Raw genomic sequence first — 16,666 nt, forward strand, 5'->3', positions numbered from 1 at the left:
AGTCGGGCATCAGCAAAGGAGCAAGCACATGGACTGGAAGGCTCTGGTCGTCGGCATCCTGCTGGGAACCCTTTTGCTGCTGAGCATGGGCGCACAGCACCGCGCCAGTCAAAACGAAACTCCTGAAATCGGGCGTTTCGAGCTTTTTACCGGCAAAAACGCCATGGGCAAGGACGTGTGGACCATCTTCGACACTGCGCGTGGCGAAGCCAAAGTTTTTGTAGAAGACACAGTACGCCGCGTTTCTTTTGAGGAGAACCGCGTCGAGGAAGTGAAGTGAGGCAATCGTGACCAATGGCAAAATGTCGCACCCCGGTCCCTCGGGGAACCCCACCCCTACGGACAGAATGCATTCTGCGCCTGAACTGCGCCGGCTGGCCATCATCGGCGCCCAGGGGCAGATGGGGGGGCTTTTTGCCTCACATTGCAAAAATTTGGGACTGGATGTGGATTGTCTGGATAGACCCTTGCTGGAAAACGACCTGGAGCAGGCGATCCCCGCAGCCGACCTTGTATTGTTGGCCGTACCCGTGCCCGCAATGGAGGAGATACTGGCAAGGGTTGCCCCCCTTATGCGTCAGGGAGCTATCCTGGCAGACGTAGGCTCCGTGAAGGTTGCGCCGCTGCGTGACATGCGCAAGGCATGGGGCGGCCCCATAGTGGGAACGCACCCGCTGTTTGGCCCCAATCCTCCGGAAGAAGCCAGCATCGCAGTGGTGCCGGGCGATTCCGCAGCGGGAAAGGCCGCGGATGAAGACGCCTGTCTGGCCGTGGAGGCGCTCATCGAGAAAATGGGATTTCGTTATTTCCGCACCACGGCCGAAGAACACGACAACGCCGTTGCCCAGATTCAGGGACTCAACTTCGTCACAACCGTGTCCTATCTGGCGGCTCTGGCCAAACAACCGGAAATCGAACGCTTTTTAACGCCTTCCTTCCAACGCAGATTGGAAGCTGCACAAAAAATGCTGACCCAGGACGCGGAATTGTTCACGACCCTTTTTGAACAAAACCCTTATGGACAAGACGCCGTGCGGCGCTTTCGTAACTTTCTACATATCGCCGCAGGGGGGGACATGGATCTGCTGGTGCAGCAAGCCAGTTGGTGGTGGAAGGATATCGATACTATTTCATAGGCATATGTAAATTCTTCACCAGCCGGGCAACCCCGGCAACAGGCAGCAAGGAGAGCCATTATGGCAGTCGAAAACATAGTACTGCAGCAAAGCGGCAAATGGATGCCGGCAGACATCCAGACGCCCATAAGTCTTTATTTGGGACTGGTAGGCAGCAAGCAGGGTATTCTACTGGAAAGTGCGGAAGTTGACGGTCGCCTGGGCCGCTACAGCATCATTGCCTGGAACTACAGGCTGCGTCTTTCCTGCAAGAACGGCAAACTGGAAGTGGCCTGCCGCGATGAGAGGCTTGAACCCCTCAAGGAATTTTCCGGCATGGACTATATAGAAGGGTTGCGCGCCGTAAACAAGGCCCTGACAATCACCCCGCCCGATGGATTTGAGGATTTGCCCCCCATCACCAGAGGACTGTACGGGTATTTTGGCTACGGTATCGCCGGAGCCTTCGAGCCCAAACTCGCCCCCCTACTGCCCCCGGACCAGAGTGAATCCACACTGGTATTGCCCGGGCAGGTGGCCCTCTTCGATCACCTGTTCCATCGCCTGTGCCTGCTCTCTCTGGTGGAAGGCGCCAAGGCGGAAATGGACTTCACAGCCCTGAACCGCCCCGTGGAGCCGCCTCAGGCCGGCACTGTCATGAACATGCCCGAGGAAGTGGCCTACAAAAAAGGTGTTGATCGCGCCAAGGAGCTCATCAGGCAGGGCGAAGCCATTCAGATTGTGCTTTCCACCCGCTTCCAGGCTTCATTCTCTGGCGACCCCTTTGTGCTCTACCGCCGGTTGCGCCAGGTGAACCCCTCCCCATACATGTTCTTTTTGCGGTTCCCCAAAATGACCTTGATGGGCTCATCGCCCGAGCTGCTTGTCCGCTGCAATGGGGGCGATCTGACCACCTGCCCCATAGCCGGCACCCGGCACAGGGGCGCAGACGCCGCAGAAGACGACCGCCTTGCGGAAGAGCTGCTGCAAGACCCCAAGGAAAACGCCGAGCATGTCATGCTGGTGGACCTTGGTCGCAACGACCTTGGGCGCGTTGCCAAGCCCGGCACCGTGGAAGTGGAGAAGTACAAGCAGGTCGAGCGCTTCTCCCATGTCATGCACATTACCAGCTATGTCACGGCCAAACTGGCAGAGGGCAAGGATGCGCTGGACGTGCTGGGCGCAACCTTCCCTGCCGGCACGCTCAGCGGCGCGCCAAAAGTCCGCGCCATGGAGATCATTGCCGAACTCGAAGGCATTTCTCGTGGTCCATACGCAGGGGCCATCGGTTGGATCGGCCTGGACGCAGACCGCGTAGACCTGGACACCGGCATCACCATCCGCTCCCTCTGGGTGCGCGACGGCATGGTGAGCTGGCAGGCCGGCGCCGGCATCGTCTACGATTCCGACCCGGACAAGGAATGGGAAGAGTGCAACAACAAGGCAAAGGTCTTGCGTGAAATACTGGCAGCCAAGGGAGGCGGCGATGTTTTTGCTGATTGACAATTTTGATTCGTTTACCTTCAATCTCGTACAGGCGTTCTACAAACTTGGGCGCTCTCCCGAGGTGCTGCGCAACGACCGGCCAGAGATCCTCGATCTCGCCACAGACCCCAAGCTCGAAATGGTCTGCATCTCCCCTGGCCCCAGCCATCCGCGCAATGCCGGCCTGTGCCTGCAGTTCCTGGAAAAATTGCCCAAGGAAATACCCGTGTTGGGCGTTTGCCTGGGGCACCAGGTTTTAGGGCACTTTGCCGGCGCCACTGTTGATGTGGGGCCACGGATCATGCACGGTAAAACCTCCATGATCGAGCATGACGGCAAGGGCATGTTCACCGGCATCCCCTCTCCAGTGGAAATCGGTCGCTACCATTCCCTGCTTGTGCATGCCGAGGAAAAACCTGATCTTCTGGAAGTTTCTGCACGCACTGACCAAAATGAGGTGATGGGCATGCGTTATCGCGACCGCCCCTGGGAAGGTGTGCAGTTTCATCCTGAATCCGTGCTTACGCCGCAAGGCCTGGACATGCTGGCCAACTTTCCGGAAAAATTGAGCTGACACAAAGGGACAGACCATGACTGCCGACACTGTAAAAACAATATTGAATACACTTGCTGATGGGCAGAACCTGGAACCCGAGCTCGCTGAACAGGCTTTTTCCCTGCTCATGGACGGGCAACTCAGTCCCGGCCAGGCGGGCGCCCTGCTTATGGGACTGCGCGCCAAAGGCGAAACCGTGACGGAGATGGTCGGCGCAGTCCGCGCCGCTCTGGCCAAAGCCAACCTGGTGGAAGGCATCCCCGGCAAATACATCGACCCAGTTGGGACAGGGGGCGATCACAGAAACAGCTTCAACTGCTCCACAGCCACTGCACTGGTGCTGGCCGGCCTTGGTCACAAGGTCGTTAAACACGGCAACCGCGCTGTTTCCAGCACCTCTGGCAGCGCCGATGCTGTGGAAGCCCTGGGGTTTCCCATATACAAGGATCCCAAGGACATCCGGCGGGAGGTGGAAGCACGCAACTTTGTCTTTTTGTTCGCTCCCAACTTCCACCCCGCTTTCCGCCACATCATGCCTGTTCGCAAGGAGCTTGGCATGCGCACGCTGTTCAACCTTCTGGGGCCTTTGCTGAACCCGGCACGCCCTACGCATCAATTGTTGGGGGTGGCCAGGCCGGAAATCATGCGCAGTATGGCCGAGGTGCTGGTAGAGACCGGCATTGAACGCGCTGCCGTGGTGCACGGTGCAGGAGGGTTTGACGAACTGACTCCATTTGGGCCAAACCAGATTGTATGGGTAGCTGAAGGCTCGGTGATGAGCACCGAACTTGACCCTGAAGAGCTGGGTTTTGAACGCTCCAATCCTGAAGACGTAGCTGTGCACAGCCGCGAAGAAGCCATGAACACTTTGCGCGAGGTATTGGCAGGGCGCGGGCCCAAGGCCATGCGCGACATGCTGGCTTTAAACGTGGCAGTGTCGCTGCATCTGCTTGAAGACGGCATGCCCATGCGCGAATGTGTTGACCGAGCTCGCGGCGCCGTTACACAGGGAGTTGCCCTCAAGGTTATTGGCGAGGAGAACTAGGATGGCTCTGCCGCGTATGCTTGAAGCATTCCGCAAGGCGAAACAGGCTGAAATTGCTGCGCTACGCGAACTTTCCGATAAAGGGGCGCTGCCCGCTGCCTGGCAAGGCGAGCGCCCTTCTTTTCTGGAAGCCTTGCGTAGTGGCGCCAAGCGCGACGGGATTGCCGTAATTGCCGAATACAAGAGGGCGTCACCCTCTCAAGGGTTGATAAACGACCTTCTCGGCCCTGAAGATGTGGCCGCCGCTTATGCTAAAGGAGGCGCTTCCGCGCTTTCTGTGCTGACCGAGGAAGACCATTTCCAGGGGGATTTGGCGTTCCTCGAGCGCATGCGGCCCGCTGGCTTGCCGCTGTTGCGCAAGGATTTCCTGCTTGACCCGCTGCAAATACCGCAGACAGCGGCAACACCTGCATCAGCGCTTTTGCTGATAGTGCGCATGCTGGAGCCTTCTCTTCTGGCCCAGATGATCGAACTTGCCCATAATGCAGGTCTTGATGCGGTTGTAGAAGCTTTTGACGAAAATGACGTACGCATTGCCCAGGACGTTGGCGCACGTATAATCCAGATCAACAACCGCGACCTGGATACGCTGACCGTTGACCTGGAAACCTCCGCCAGACTTATCCAAAGGAAACGTATAGCGGAACTCTGGATCAGCGCGAGCGGCATGGGCAGCAATGCGGAACTGGTGCAAATGCAAAAACTCGGCTATGAGGCAGCGCTGGTAGGGACTTCGCTTATGCGGACGCCTGACCCAGGGGAAGCACTGGAGAACATGCGTAGAGGAGGATAACGATGAGCCGATGCTGCCAGAATAAGGCTATGATCAAGGTTTGTGGCCTTACGCGCCAGGAGGACACTTTTTTTTGCGAAAAACTGGAAAGTCCTCTTGCCGGCTTTATTTTTCATCAAGGCAGCCCCCGCGCCGTTACTCCCGAGCAGGCCCGTGACATCAACACCGGCAGCGCCATGCGCGTTGGCGTTTTCGTAAAACAGAGCGTTGCTGAAGTGTTGCGCATCATGGAAACAGCCCAATTGCACCTGGCGCAATTGCACGGCAACCAAAACCGAGGATTTTGTCGCGATATTGGAAAAAGCCGTGTCATGCGGGTATTCTGGCCTGAACGGTACGCCAGTGTACAGGCCTTGCAAAACGATCTGGAAACCTACGCTGACTGCTGCCGCTTTTTTCTTCTCGATGCAGGAAAATCTGGCGGCGGGCACGGCACCTCCCTGGACTTTTCCTCCCTTGGCGAACTTCACAGCCCCAAATCCTGGTTCCTGGCAGGTGGCCTGGGCCCGCAGAACGTTCTCTCCGCCATCGAGCAAAGCAATCCTTGCGGCGTTGATCTGAATTCAGGTGTAGAAAGCGCACCGGGTATAAAAGATCATGACAAATTGCGTGAAACGCTCAGTTTGCTGTGCAGCAACGCATAAGCTCCCGACACAGCCCTTCCGCAGCAGCGCAAACTCGATTAAAATTTCTCGTCAAACCAGTGTCTTCAGTCATTCCCCGCTTTTTTTCAGGTTGACATCTTTTTCACATTCAAATAGCCAAGCAAGACGACTTGTGACGGCATGTGAGGGTGCTGTTACATATTGGTCGGAGAGGGTATGCCTCCCGATCTTGAACGTCCTATCTTTACTGTGAGGGGTAACTATGCTGCGTAACGTTTTGCGACGTGCGTTTTGCCTATGGCTGACGCTCGGGGTGATGTTGTTCACCTCCCCTGTTTGGGCCGCGGCTGAAGCAGCCGGCGCCGTGCCGGTTCCCAGCGACAAGCCGTGGTGGTTCTGGCCCTTGGTTCTGCTATTTTTCTGTTTCGTGCTGGGCATAGTGGCGGTTCTCGCTGGCGTTGGCGGCGGGGTGCTCTATGTTCCGCTAGTCAGCGGCTTCTTCCCGTTCCATATTGACTTCGTGCGCGGCGCCGGCCTTATGGTCGCCCTTGCCGGAGCATTGGCGGCGGGGCCGGGGCTGTTGAAACGAAACATGGCGAGCCTACGATTAGCGCTACCAGTGGCGCTCATAGCGTCGTCATGTTCGATTCTCGGCGCAATGCTAGGGCTCTATCTTTCCAAGTTGAACCCGGCGATCGTGCAGGCGTGCCTTGGTGGCACCATTGTCGGTATCGCGGTGCTGCTGCTCATGTCCAAGAACACCGAACGGCCAGTTGTCAAAAAGCAGGACGCCATCGGCCTGGCCCTTGGTCTTCAGGGCATTTACCATGACAGCTCAACCGGCGAAGATATCGAGTGGAAAACCCACCGCACCCTGGCCGGTTTGCTGCTCTTCATCGTGATCGGCGTTATGGCCGGTATGTTTGGCTTGGGCGCCGGCTGGGCCAACGTGCCCGTGCTGAACCTGCTGATGGGCGCTCCGCTGAAGGTCTCTGTTGCGACCTCCAAGTTCCTGCTGTCCATCACAGACACCTCTGCGGCCTGGATTTACCTGAACCAGGGCTGTGTCATCCCCTTGATGGCCATTCCGTCCATCATCGGGCTGATGCTCGGCTCCTTTGTCGGCGTCAGGTTGCTGGCCGTGGCCAAGCCCAAGGTGATTCGCTACATGGTTATCGGCGTGCTCTTCTTCGCCGGCTTCAAGGCCCTGGACAAAGGTCTGGGCCTGAACATCATGGGCTGAGCAAGCTGATCACGATAACGTAAAGCGAGGTGCATTATGGCTGAAGAACGCAAGCTATCCACCCAGGCCAGACCGGAACAGATCCGCTATGCTAATATTCTGTTCTACGGCGCATGGCTTGGCATCTTTATGATGATTGCCACATATCTCATCTATATTCTGGGAGTTCTTCCTTCTCACGTCCCCATGGACGTGGTTACATCCTCCTGGAAGATGGGTGTGGCTGACTATCTGCATCACACCAACTCCCCCACAGGGTGGGGTTGGGCGTCACTGCTCAATAGGGGTGATTTTCTGAACTTCGTCCCCATTGCTCTGTTGGCGCTTCTGACCATCGTTTGTTACTTCACCCTCATTCCCGGATACAAAAAGCGCAAAGACTACATGTATATGTTCTTTGCCATCGCCGAGATTCTCGTTCTGGCGCTTGCTGCTTCCGGACTTCTGGGCAGCGGCGGTCACTAGAAGCTGCAAAACCTTTTGTAAACTACTCATTATCGCGCTTAAGGCCGCTGGAGCATTCGCTGCAGCGGCCTTTTTCATTTATATGCTTTTCCGCCCCTGCCCCCCTGCTGCGCGGTTTTACTGCCCCTCCATTTTTTCATACCTGTACATACCCATGAAGTAGTATAGCAGACTTGGCGCGGCTCTGTAGCTTATTTGACAAAATAGAAATAATGTCCCTTGCACTCTTTATCATATTTGTTATTTTTTTTAATTTTTCCACCCGCCCCTCTGCTCCTGAACATTTTTCATGTCGCAATTACAGCCAGTTAGAGACTTGGCCCCTTTCTTGCTCTAAGTGGGGAGCAGAATGACGCATCCACTTACTCTCGGACAACATAATTAAGGAGGTAGTATATGGTTTCCAAATCTCTGTTCCGGAAGGGCCTGATTCCAGCGACTCTTGGGGCGGCCCTGCTCCTGACGCCTGGTCTGGCTCGGGCTGAAGAAGTCGAGCTTCTTTCTCAGGCTAACGCAAACATCCTGTGGACCTTGGTTGCTGCAATCCTGGTCATGTTCATGCAGGCTGGCTTTGCATGTGTTGAATGTGGTTTCACCCGCGCAAAAAATGCCGGCAACATCATGATGAAGAACTTCATCGATTTCGGCGCTGGCGCGATCATCTTTTTCCTGTTCGGTTTCGCACTGATGTTCGGTACCGACGTGGGCGGCTTTATCGGTGCTTCCGGCTTCTCCCTGTCCGGCGCCACCCCCGAAACCGCTGATGGTCAGTGGACTCTGACCTTCTGGTTCTTCCAGTCCGTGTTCGCAGCCACTGCGGCCACCATCGTTTCCGGCGCCATCGCCGAGCGCACCAAATTTGCCGCATACCTTATCATCACCGTTCTGGTTACCGGCCTGATCTACCCCATCTCCGGTCACTGGTGCTGGGGCAGCCTGTGGTTGGGCGATGCTGGCGCTGGCTGGCTCGAAGGCCTCGGCTTTGCTGACTTCGCAGGTTCCACCGTTGTTCACTCCGTTGGCGCCTGGGTTGGTCTCGCCGGTGCTCTGGTTCTTGGCCCCAGAATGGGCAAGTACGCTGCCGATGGCACCGCACGCGCTATTCCCGGCCACAACATTCCTCTCGCCGGTCTCGGCGTGCTGATTCTCTGGTTCGGTTGGTTCGGTTTTAACCCCGGCTCCACCACCACTGCTGACGGCACCATCGGCTACATTGCCGTGAACACCACCCTGGCTGCTGCTGCTGGTCTTCTCGGCGGCATGATCATGGCCTGGGGCCGTTTCGGCAAGCCTGACGTTTCCATGACCATGAACGGCGCCCTTGCCGGTCTCGTAGGCATCACCGCTGGTTGTTATGACGTTGCACCCGCAGGCGCCATCATCATCGGCCTGACCTCTGGTATTCTGGTTGTTGCTTCCGTCGAATTCCTGGACAAAGTCCTCAAGATCGACGACCCCGTCGGCGCTGTTTCCGTCCACGGCACCTGTGGCGCCTGGGGCACAATCTGCGTAGGCCTGTTCGGCGCTCCTGGTTACGGTGGAGTCACCGGTCTGTTCTACGGCGGCGGTGTCAGCCAGCTCCTGGTGCAGCTCGTGGGTGTTGCCGTTGTCTTCGCATGGGCCTTCGGCGCTGGTTTCATCGTCTTCAAGATTGCCGACCTGATCATGGGCGTTCGCGCAAGTGAAGAAGAAGAACTGAAGGGCCTGGACATCTCCGAGCACGGCAACGAGGCCTACAGCGGCTTCCAGCTGTTCTCTGTCGAGTAGGCAAACTCATTCCCGCAAGCAGGAGGAACATATGAAACTCATCATAGCATATACCCGGCCCGAGCGTCTCACCGCCGTCAAGCAGGCGCTATACGCACAGCAGTTCTACAGCATGTCCGTGACCAACATCCTTGGCTCCGGTCGTCAGAAAGGCTTCACCGAAACCTACCGCGGTGTCGTCATTGAAATGAACCTGCTGAAAAAGGTGCGCATCGAAGTTGGCGTGCCTGACAACAAGGTTGGCGACTGCCTCGAGACCATCCAGACTGCCGCCAAGACTGGTAAAGAAGGCGACGGCGTGGTCTTCGTGGTGAACATTGAAAAATCCCTGCGCGTCCGCACAGGAGAAGAACTCTAAAACCATTCCCCGCTGCTTTTGCAGCAACCGGAAATGGGGGGGCCGGTCGCACATTGCGACCGGCCCTTTTTTTAACCATGGATATGCCAAATTCCCGGTTGGTTAACGCATTAGCCAAAATTATGTGACTTGACAGGGCACCGCGCCACGAATAACGCCTCTAGAGCCTACTTCACACCCGGTACCAAAATGAACAGTACAGCACAGAGCATAACGCCGCCTTATGATACGACCCACGCAGATATAGAGACCATCCTGCAAAAACGCAGGGTAGTATCTCATTATCAGCCGCAGGTCTCCATCAAAAGGCAATCCATTCTGGGATTCGAGGCGCTCAGCAGAGGGTGTGACGCCTGCCAGGAAGCTGTTCTTCCACCGAATATCCTTTTTTCCCTGCCGCAGACTGCGCAGCAGCGACTGGAGCTGGACAGGCTTTGCCGCAGCAAGGCCTTGGAATGCTTCAAGCCCATCCATGATGCGCACAAGGAGTTGTTACTCTCCATCAATATTGACATCGCATTGCTGGATACTGTGGCTGCCGGCTCCAAATACCTGGTGAAGCAGGCACGCACCATTGGCATAAATCCCAACAATATCGTCATCGAAATTATCGAATCCAATGTGCAAAACACCGACGCGCTTCTCGATTTCATTACAAGATACCGAGAAGAAGGATTCCTGATCGCGCTGGACGATGTGGGGGCAGGCCACTCCAACATGGAGCGTATAGCGCTTATCAAACCCGATGTCCTGAAAATCGACCGCTCTCTTGTAAGCTCTCTGCATCAGCAATTCTACAAGATGGAAGTTACCAAATCCCTGGTGGGGCTGGGCCAGCGCATTGGCGCCATGGTGGTTGCAGAAGGTGTGGAAAGCGCTGCAGACGCCATGAAGCTGCTTGAACTCGGTGTCGATGTGTTTCAGGGCTTTCACTTTTCCCGTCCGGCGCCTTTACGTATGGAGCAGCACGACACGTTGCAAACCATCAAAGACGTTGCTGCGACATTTCGAGAACACGTGCTTGAGAGCTTTACCGTCCAAAAAAAATTGTTCGCCGAATATGACGCGCTATTGCAAAAGCTGGTCGGTTACCTGGAAAGTGTTGAAGAAAGCGATTTCGACTGTGTTCTTGCGAATTTTCTAAGTGCTCATGACGATCTGGAATGTTTATACGTACTTGATGAGGGCGGCATCCAGATTTCAGAAACAATCTGCAATCCTTTGAAGATAGCGGAATACAAACGCTTCATCTATCAGCCTGCTCAGAAAGGCAGCGACCACTCTCTCAAAGATTATTTTTTACCCTTGCGCGCAGGCATGCGAAAATTCACTACGGAGTCATACATTTCCATGGCTTCGGGGAACATTTGCACCACATTGGCTGCTTCTTTCTCCAGCACATCAGGAACCAATTACATTGTCTGCATGGACATAAGCCGCTCTGCATCTGCCTCTCAGACTGTTTCGTAACAGACCTGACACAACACTTGGCAATCCGGCTTCGAGACGCTACAACCCCTCTGTCCGTCGCGACGGGTCGGATGCATTGTGCCCCAACCTTCCCCGCCGCACCCAAATTTTCGCTCAGGAGTATTTCAATGCCAGACCGCAAAGCCCTTGCTAACGTCATTCGTTTTCTCAGTGCAGACGCTGTAGAGAAGGCCAAGTCCGGCCATCCAGGAGCCCCGATGGGCATGGCCGACATAGCCGCAGTCCTGTGGCTCGACTTTCTCGAGCACAACCCTGCCAACCCCGCCTGGCCGGACCGCGACCGAGTCGTGCTTTCCAACGGGCACGCTTCCATGCTGCTTTACTCCGTACTGCATTTGAGCGGCTACGACCTGAGCATTGAAGACATCAAGAACTTTCGCCAATTCGGCTCCAAGACTCCTGGGCACCCGGAATACGGGCACACGCCCGGCGTTGAAACAACCACAGGCCCTCTGGGGCAGGGTGTTGCCAACGCAGTCGGTATGGCGCTTGCCGAACGTTTGCTTGCAGCGCATTTCAACCGCGACGGTCACGAAATCGTCAATCACCATACATGGCTTTTGCTGGGTGACGGTTGCATGATGGAGGGCGTTTCTCACGAGGCAGCCTCCCTTGCCGGCACCCTTGGTCTTGGCAAACTCATCGCTCTTTATGACGATAATGGAATTTCCATTGATGGAGACGTCTCGGGTTGGTTTGCGGACAATACGCCGGAACGCTTCAAGGCTTACGGCTGGGACGTTATCGAAAATGTGGACGGACACGACCACGATGCCCTGCACAAGGCCATCGCCGCTGCCAAGGGTGTGACGGACAAGCCCACCCTCATCTGCTGCAAGACACAGATCGGCTTTGGCGCCCCCGGCCATTGCGGCAAAGCCTCCTGCCACGGCGCGCCACTTGGTGATGCGGAACTTGGTGAAGCGCGGAAAGCTTTGGGATGGGAGCACCCGCCTTTTGAAATCCCCGAGGACATATACAAAGCCTGGGATGCCCGCGAAAAAGGGCAACAGGCCGAATCCGCCTGGAAGGAAACGTTCGCTGCCTACCAGAAGGTTTTTCCTGAACTGGCCGCCGAATTTGAACGGCGGATGCAGGGCGCGCTTCCTGCAGACTGGTCGGACGTGGCAACCAAGGCAATAGCCGAACTGGCAAAAGCTGAAGATCCCATTGCCACACGCAAGGCTTCTCTTGCAGCGCTGAATGCCTTTGCCCCGCATTTACCTGAGCTTGTGGGCGGCTCTGCCGACCTTTCCGGCTCCAACGGCACGCTCTGGAAAGGCGCCCGTTCCATCACGCCGCAGGATTTTTCCGGCAATTATCTGCACTTTGGTGTCCGCGAAATGGGTATGGCGGCACTTTGCACGGGCATGTCCCTGCACGGTGGATTCATCCCTTACAACGCGACATTCCTGGTATTTTCTGACTATGCGCGCAACGCCATCCGCATGGCTGCGCTCATGGGTGTTCGCAACATATTCGTGCTTACCCACGACTCCATTGGCGTAGGTGAAGACGGCCCCACGCACCAACCCGTGGAGCACGCTGCTTCGCTGCGCCTGATCCCCAACCTGTATGTCTGGCGGCCGGCCGACCGTGTAGAGTCAGCCATTGCCTGGCGGCAAGGCATTGAAAAGAAGCAGTCTCCCCATGCATTGCTGCTTTCTCGTCAGGGTCTTCCTGCGCTCCCCCACACAGAAAAGACGGTGGCGGATGCCGCCCGCGGCGGGTACGTGCTGATCGATTGCGACGGAACGCCCGATGCCGTGATCATGGCGACAGGCTCCGAAATTGGGCTGGCCATGGACGCGGCCAAGACCCTTGCAGAGCAGGGGCGCAAAATCCGCGTTGTTTCCATGCCCTGTGTTGATCTTTTCCTGGAGCAGGAGCAAAGCTATCGCGACAGCGTACTGCCGCCCGCCGTTACGACGCGGCTCGCAGTGGAAGCCGGCGTCACCACCTGCTGGGCAGGGCTGGTAGGCGACAAGGGGCAGGTTGTGGGCATGGATACCTTTGGCGCTTCCGCCCCTGGTAAAGTACTTTTTACCCATTTTGGCTTTACCGTAGAAAACGTGGTCAAGACCCTGCAAGAGATGCTATAGGCACTTCCAGACGGCGTATTGAACGCCTGCTTGCGTAAAACTACAATATCTGCGAGCAAAACCAGGAGGATAGCCCATGCACGTCTTGAAAATGAGTGAACTCGACCTTGCGGGCAAACGCCTGCTGATCCGTGTTGACTTCAACGTTCCGGTCAAGGACGGAAAGGTCACCAACGACGCACGCATCCGCGCCTGTCTGCCGACGATCAAAACAGCATTGGATGCAGGCGCCAAAATCATGCTCGTTTCCCACCTCGGGCGGCCTACAGAAGGTGAGTACGAGGAAAAATTCTCGCTTACCCCCGTTGCGGAATACTTGTCTGAACTGGTGGGGACGCCCGTGCGTCTTGCCAAGGACTGGATAAACGGCGTGGAAGTGGGTGACAATGAAATAGTTCTTTGCGAGAACGTCCGTTTTCTCAAGGGCGAAAAAAAGGACAACGAAGAGCTGGCCAAAAAGATGGCCGCGCTCTGCGACATTTATGTCATGGATGCCTTTGGCACTGCCCATAGGGCGCAGGCATCCACACATGGTGCGGGGCGTTTCGCCCCTGTTGCTTGCGCCGGTATGCTCCTGGCCAAGGAACTGGACGCCCTGGGCAAAGCCATGGAAGCACCCAAACGCCCCATGCTGGCGATTGTGGGGGGCTCCAAGGTTTCCACCAAACTTACCGTGCTTGAAAACCTTTCCAAGAAGGTTGATCACCTCATCGTAGGTGGCGGCATTGCCAACAACTTTATTGCTGCATCCGGGCACCCTGTTGGTAAATCCCTCTATGAACCTGACATGATAGAGGAAACAAAACGCCTGATGCAGATGGCTAAAGATGCAGGCGCTGAAATTCCCGTGCCTACCGATGTGGTGGTGGGCGCTGCAGTCTCCGAGGACGCCAGACCGACCATCAAGAAGGTCTCCGAAATTGGAGAAAACGATATGATTCTGGATATCGGCCCTGAAACCGCCAAGCGATACGCCGATGCGGCGCGCAAGGCCGCGACCATTGTCTGGAACGGTCCTGTTGGCGTTTTTGAATACGACCAATTTGCCGGAGGCACCAAAACCCTGGCGCACGCTGTAGCGGAAAGCGATGCTTTCTCACTGGTAGGGGGCGGTGACACCATCTCAGCCCTTGCGCAATTCGGCCTGTCTGACAAAATGTCCTACATATCTACAGGCGGTGGTTCCTTCCTGGAATTTCTGGAAGGCAAGACCCTGCCCGCCGTTGCCATGCTGGAAGACCGCGCCAAGAAATAGCCTCACCCAGAAGCAAACTCAGGGCGCAGCATTTTTTAGGCTGCGCCCTTTTTCGTATAATACGTGACAAAATAGCAATATTTTACCCGAAAAGGACACTTTCAAGCCTGCTGCTGTTGACAAATATCATCACCTCAGCAACTTTGGCTCGGGGGCCAACTTTACCATAACCTAAAAGCATGCACCAAGAGATCTTACCCGTCCGCAACAGCACCGTCTTGATTGTGGACGACACCAAACTCAACATTGATATCCTTGTTGATACCCTCAAGGACCAGTACACCCTGTCTGTTGCCACGTCAGGGCAGCGGGCCCTTGCCCAGGCGCGTCAGAGTCCGCCGGACCTCATCTTGCTCGACATCATGATGCCAGGCATGGACGGGTTTGAAGTCTGTCGGCAGCTCAAACAGGATCCGCGCTCCAGGGATATCCCCGTCATCTTCATCACGGCGCTTTCCGAGTCGCAGGCTGTGGTCAATGGCTTTGAATGCGGCGCCGTGGACTACATCTACAAACCCATTGATCCCGGAGAAGTACGCGCACGGGTGAAAACGCACCTCAGCCTGCTCAAGGCGCGGCAAGACCTGGAGGAACGCACAAAGGAACTCACCCGCAGTAATCAGCGTCTCCAGGAACTCGATGACATCAAGTCTTCCTTCCTTTCCTCAGTTGCCCATGAACTGCGTACGCCGCTGACTTCCATTCCTGGATTCGCCAAACTGGTGAGCAAGGAGTTTCATAATTCTTTCCTGCCCCTGGTCCCTGCGGAAAACCCAAAACTGGAAAAAAAGGCGCACCGTATCAAGGACAACCTCGCCGTGGTCAGCCAGGAAGGCGAGCGGCTCAGCCGCATGATTAATGACGTGCTGGATCTCACAAAGATCGAATCCGGCCGCATACAGTGGCGCAACGAACCATTCCACATAGAACCCGTCATCATCCTTGCCGCCCAGGCCGTGCACGGGCTGTTCGCCCAGAATCCCGAGCTGGAGCTGCAGCTTGAGCTTCCTGAAGACGATGCCTTCAAAAGAGCAGAAGTCCATGCAGATCGGGACCGCATCGAACAGGTGCTTATCAATCTGCTGCACAACGCGGCCAAATTCACGCCCAAAGGATACGTAAAGATCGCAGCAGCCATGCTCGACGGCATTGTCCGCATATCTGTCCAGGATACGGGCATGGGCATTCCACACGAAGAGATCAACCGCATCTTCAACAAGTTCCACCAAGTCATCACAAACAATGACACCCTCCCCCTGCGAAAGCTTAAGGGCACGGGACTGGGACTGCCCATCTGCAAGCAAATCGTCGAACACTACGGGGGGCGCATCTGGGCTGAATCCACTCCCGGATCGGGCAGCACCATGATCTTTGAGCTCCCTCTCTACACTGAGCAAGAGTAAACCAGGCAGCTCCCCTCTTCTGCCCTGGCGGCTTTTTACTGCAAAAAGAAACGCCCCTTTCCACTTCAGGGGCGCTCCGTTTTATTTCAGACCCTGTTTCCGGATTATCATCCAGTAACGGGCGTATTGATCTTTTCGAACAGATGCGGCCTGGCCATGGCGCTGGGGGGATACTTCTCGAGGCTGTCCTGGAATTCCGGATTTTCAAATGCTGCGCGAAAATCAGCGACACTGCGCCACTCTGCATAGTTGATAAAGACGGAGCTCCCCCCGATGCCTTTATGTAATTGTGTGGAGATGAACCCTTGCTGTCTGGCCATGATGGCGGCGTCAGCCTGCCAGGCGTTAAGCAGCAAGTCAGTTTCTTCCGGCGCCACGCTGAAGACATTCATAAGCACAACCGGGGCTGTGCTGCCCTGCATTTGTTCAAAAAGCGTCACCTGAGCCTCGAGTTCTTCAATCTTGAGCATATTGGCCTCCTTTATCTTCTCGTTGGGCCGTTGCTATTGCGTCATGCATACTGCCACACCGTTCACGCAATTCCTGAAGAAGGGCGAGTGCCTTGCAAATATCTTGGGCGTCGTACGACTTGGCCAGAGCGTTTGACCAATGCACCTGTCGTGCATGGGCTTTTTGATAGACCGCACTCCCTTTTTCGCTGAGCATGACCAGTCTGGCGCGCTTATGATGGGGGTTGTCACTGAAAACAACCAGTCCTTCCTTGTGCAACTCGTTCACCGTCCTCTGCACCGATTGCCTGGCAAGCCCCATATTTCTGGCGATAGCCGCCACAGTAAGCTCGCTGCCCCCCTGGTGCAGCGCCAAAGCACCCAGCACCTGCCACCTGGCGCTGGTCAGCCCAATGTCGCGCACCAGCTCGTCTCCTGCCGCCAAAAGAGCTCCGTTACATCGAAAAATCTCCAGCATGCATGCGGTCAATGCAGCGCCTTCCGGCGTATGTTCTGGTTTCATCTGCAACTCCC

General features: G+C 56.0%; 17 protein-coding genes. 15 read left to right on the forward strand and 2 right to left on the reverse strand.

All coding sequences use genetic code 11. The features are described from left to right. The first annotated feature begins 28 nt into the window (after positions 1 to 28). The 15 genes from ACZ5EH_RS04910 to ACZ5EH_RS04980 all read left to right on the forward strand — a co-directional run bounded on the left by ACZ5EH_RS04910 (position 29) and on the right by ACZ5EH_RS04980 (position 15,683). Positions 29 to 280 carry a hypothetical protein gene (locus ACZ5EH_RS04910; RefSeq protein WP_464277018.1) on the forward strand — a complete coding sequence of 84 codons (252 nt, stop codon included), beginning with the start codon at positions 29 to 31 and terminating at the stop codon, positions 278 to 280. A 7-nt stretch (positions 281 to 287) separates the two neighbouring features. Next, positions 288 to 1,136, forward strand: coding sequence for a prephenate dehydrogenase/arogenate dehydrogenase family protein (locus ACZ5EH_RS04915; RefSeq protein ID WP_464277019.1), 849 nt, complete (start codon positions 288 to 290; stop codon positions 1,134 to 1,136). Between the two features lie 60 nt (positions 1,137 to 1,196). Further along, positions 1,197 to 2,618 carry an anthranilate synthase component I family protein gene (locus ACZ5EH_RS04920; protein WP_464277020.1) on the forward strand — a complete coding sequence of 474 codons (1,422 nt, stop codon included), beginning with the start codon at positions 1,197 to 1,199 and terminating at the stop codon, positions 2,616 to 2,618. Continuing rightward, positions 2,602 to 3,174, forward strand: a complete 573-nt coding sequence (locus tag ACZ5EH_RS04925) for an anthranilate synthase component II (RefSeq protein ID WP_464277021.1) — start codon at positions 2,602 to 2,604, stop codon at positions 3,172 to 3,174. The genes ACZ5EH_RS04920 and ACZ5EH_RS04925 overlap by 17 nt, the downstream gene beginning before the upstream one ends. A 16-nt stretch (positions 3,175 to 3,190) precedes the next feature. Further along, on the forward strand, positions 3,191 to 4,201 hold the full coding sequence (trpD, locus tag ACZ5EH_RS04930; RefSeq protein ID WP_464277022.1) for an anthranilate phosphoribosyltransferase: 1,011 nt from the start codon (positions 3,191 to 3,193) through the stop codon (positions 4,199 to 4,201). 16 nt (positions 4,202 to 4,217) lie between these two features. Beyond that, on the forward strand, positions 4,218 to 4,994 hold the full coding sequence (locus ACZ5EH_RS04935) for an indole-3-glycerol phosphate synthase TrpC (RefSeq protein ID WP_464278259.1): 777 nt from the start codon (positions 4,218 to 4,220) through the stop codon (positions 4,992 to 4,994). Between the two features lie 2 nt (positions 4,995 to 4,996). Beyond that, positions 4,997 to 5,638: a phosphoribosylanthranilate isomerase gene (locus tag ACZ5EH_RS04940; RefSeq protein ID WP_464277023.1), complete on the forward strand. Its 642-nt coding sequence runs from the start codon at positions 4,997 to 4,999 to the stop codon at positions 5,636 to 5,638. Between the two features lie 277 nt (positions 5,639 to 5,915). After that, complete coding sequence (locus ACZ5EH_RS04945; protein WP_464278260.1) at positions 5,916 to 6,842, forward strand: sulfite exporter TauE/SafE family protein; 927 nt, start codon at positions 5,916 to 5,918, stop codon at positions 6,840 to 6,842. A 36-nt stretch (positions 6,843 to 6,878) separates the two neighbouring features. Beyond that, positions 6,879 to 7,307, forward strand: a complete 429-nt coding sequence (locus ACZ5EH_RS04950) for a DUF1634 domain-containing protein (RefSeq protein WP_464277024.1) — start codon at positions 6,879 to 6,881, stop codon at positions 7,305 to 7,307. A gap of 396 nt (positions 7,308 to 7,703) precedes the next feature. Then, positions 7,704 to 9,074, forward strand: a complete 1,371-nt coding sequence (locus ACZ5EH_RS04955; RefSeq protein ID WP_464277025.1) for an ammonium transporter — start codon at positions 7,704 to 7,706, stop codon at positions 9,072 to 9,074. Positions 9,075 to 9,105: 31 nt separating this feature from the next. Further along, a complete protein-coding gene (locus tag ACZ5EH_RS04960) occupies positions 9,106 to 9,432 on the forward strand; it encodes a P-II family nitrogen regulator (RefSeq protein ID WP_464277026.1) in 327 nt (108 codons plus the stop codon). 189 nt (positions 9,433 to 9,621) lie between these two features. Further along, complete coding sequence (locus ACZ5EH_RS04965; protein ID WP_464277027.1) at positions 9,622 to 10,902, forward strand: EAL domain-containing protein; 1,281 nt, start codon at positions 9,622 to 9,624, stop codon at positions 10,900 to 10,902. A gap of 128 nt (positions 10,903 to 11,030) precedes the next feature. Then, on the forward strand, positions 11,031 to 13,025 hold the full coding sequence (tkt, locus tag ACZ5EH_RS04970; protein WP_464277028.1) for a transketolase: 1,995 nt from the start codon (positions 11,031 to 11,033) through the stop codon (positions 13,023 to 13,025). Positions 13,026 to 13,101: 76 nt separating this feature from the next. Next, positions 13,102 to 14,280, forward strand: coding sequence for a phosphoglycerate kinase (locus ACZ5EH_RS04975; RefSeq protein WP_464277029.1), 1,179 nt, complete (start codon positions 13,102 to 13,104; stop codon positions 14,278 to 14,280). 179 nt (positions 14,281 to 14,459) lie between these two features. Further along, on the forward strand, positions 14,460 to 15,683 hold the full coding sequence (locus ACZ5EH_RS04980) for a hybrid sensor histidine kinase/response regulator (RefSeq protein WP_464277030.1): 1,224 nt from the start codon (positions 14,460 to 14,462) through the stop codon (positions 15,681 to 15,683). A 107-nt stretch (positions 15,684 to 15,790) separates the two neighbouring features. Here the strand turns inward: ACZ5EH_RS04980 and ACZ5EH_RS04985 are convergent, their stop codons facing one another. Both ACZ5EH_RS04985 and ACZ5EH_RS04990 read right to left on the reverse strand, forming a co-directional pair. Beyond that, entirely contained in the window at positions 15,791 to 16,153 is a 363-nt protein-coding gene (locus ACZ5EH_RS04985) for an antibiotic biosynthesis monooxygenase family protein (protein WP_464277031.1), read from the reverse strand. Beyond that, a complete protein-coding gene (locus ACZ5EH_RS04990) occupies positions 16,140 to 16,655 on the reverse strand; it encodes a MarR family winged helix-turn-helix transcriptional regulator (protein WP_464277032.1) in 516 nt (171 codons plus the stop codon). Before ACZ5EH_RS04990 ends, ACZ5EH_RS04985 begins: the two co-directional genes overlap by 14 nt. Positions 16,656 to 16,666: the final 11 nt, after the last annotated feature.

This window comes from Desulfovibrio biadhensis (genome assembly GCF_055388615.1).

Coding starts and splice junctions, on each gene's coding strand:
- ACZ5EH_RS04910 (WP_464277018.1), top strand. CDS start 29: ATGGACTGGAAGGCTCTGGTCGTCGGCATCCTGCTGGGAACCCTTTTG.
- ACZ5EH_RS04920 (WP_464277020.1), top strand. CDS start 1,197: ATGGCAGTCGAAAACATAGTACTGCAGCAAAGCGGCAAATGGATGCCG.
- ACZ5EH_RS04925 (WP_464277021.1), top strand. CDS start 2,602: ATGTTTTTGCTGATTGACAATTTTGATTCGTTTACCTTCAATCTCGTA.
- trpD (WP_464277022.1), top strand. CDS start 3,191: ATGACTGCCGACACTGTAAAAACAATATTGAATACACTTGCTGATGGG.
- ACZ5EH_RS04935 (WP_464278259.1), top strand. CDS start 4,218: ATGCTTGAAGCATTCCGCAAGGCGAAACAGGCTGAAATTGCTGCGCTA.
- ACZ5EH_RS04940 (WP_464277023.1), top strand. CDS start 4,997: ATGAGCCGATGCTGCCAGAATAAGGCTATGATCAAGGTTTGTGGCCTT.
- ACZ5EH_RS04945 (WP_464278260.1), top strand. CDS start 5,916: ATGTTGTTCACCTCCCCTGTTTGGGCCGCGGCTGAAGCAGCCGGCGCC.
- ACZ5EH_RS04950 (WP_464277024.1), top strand. CDS start 6,879: ATGGCTGAAGAACGCAAGCTATCCACCCAGGCCAGACCGGAACAGATC.
- ACZ5EH_RS04955 (WP_464277025.1), top strand. CDS start 7,704: ATGGTTTCCAAATCTCTGTTCCGGAAGGGCCTGATTCCAGCGACTCTT.
- ACZ5EH_RS04960 (WP_464277026.1), top strand. CDS start 9,106: ATGAAACTCATCATAGCATATACCCGGCCCGAGCGTCTCACCGCCGTC.
- ACZ5EH_RS04965 (WP_464277027.1), top strand. CDS start 9,622: ATGAACAGTACAGCACAGAGCATAACGCCGCCTTATGATACGACCCAC.
- tkt (WP_464277028.1), top strand. CDS start 11,031: ATGCCAGACCGCAAAGCCCTTGCTAACGTCATTCGTTTTCTCAGTGCA.
- ACZ5EH_RS04975 (WP_464277029.1), top strand. CDS start 13,102: ATGCACGTCTTGAAAATGAGTGAACTCGACCTTGCGGGCAAACGCCTG.
- ACZ5EH_RS04980 (WP_464277030.1), top strand. CDS start 14,460: ATGCACCAAGAGATCTTACCCGTCCGCAACAGCACCGTCTTGATTGTG.
- ACZ5EH_RS04985 (WP_464277031.1), bottom strand. CDS start 16,153: ATGCTCAAGATTGAAGAACTCGAGGCTCAGGTGACGCTTTTTGAACAA.
- ACZ5EH_RS04990 (WP_464277032.1), bottom strand. CDS start 16,655: ATGAAACCAGAACATACGCCGGAAGGCGCTGCATTGACCGCATGCATG.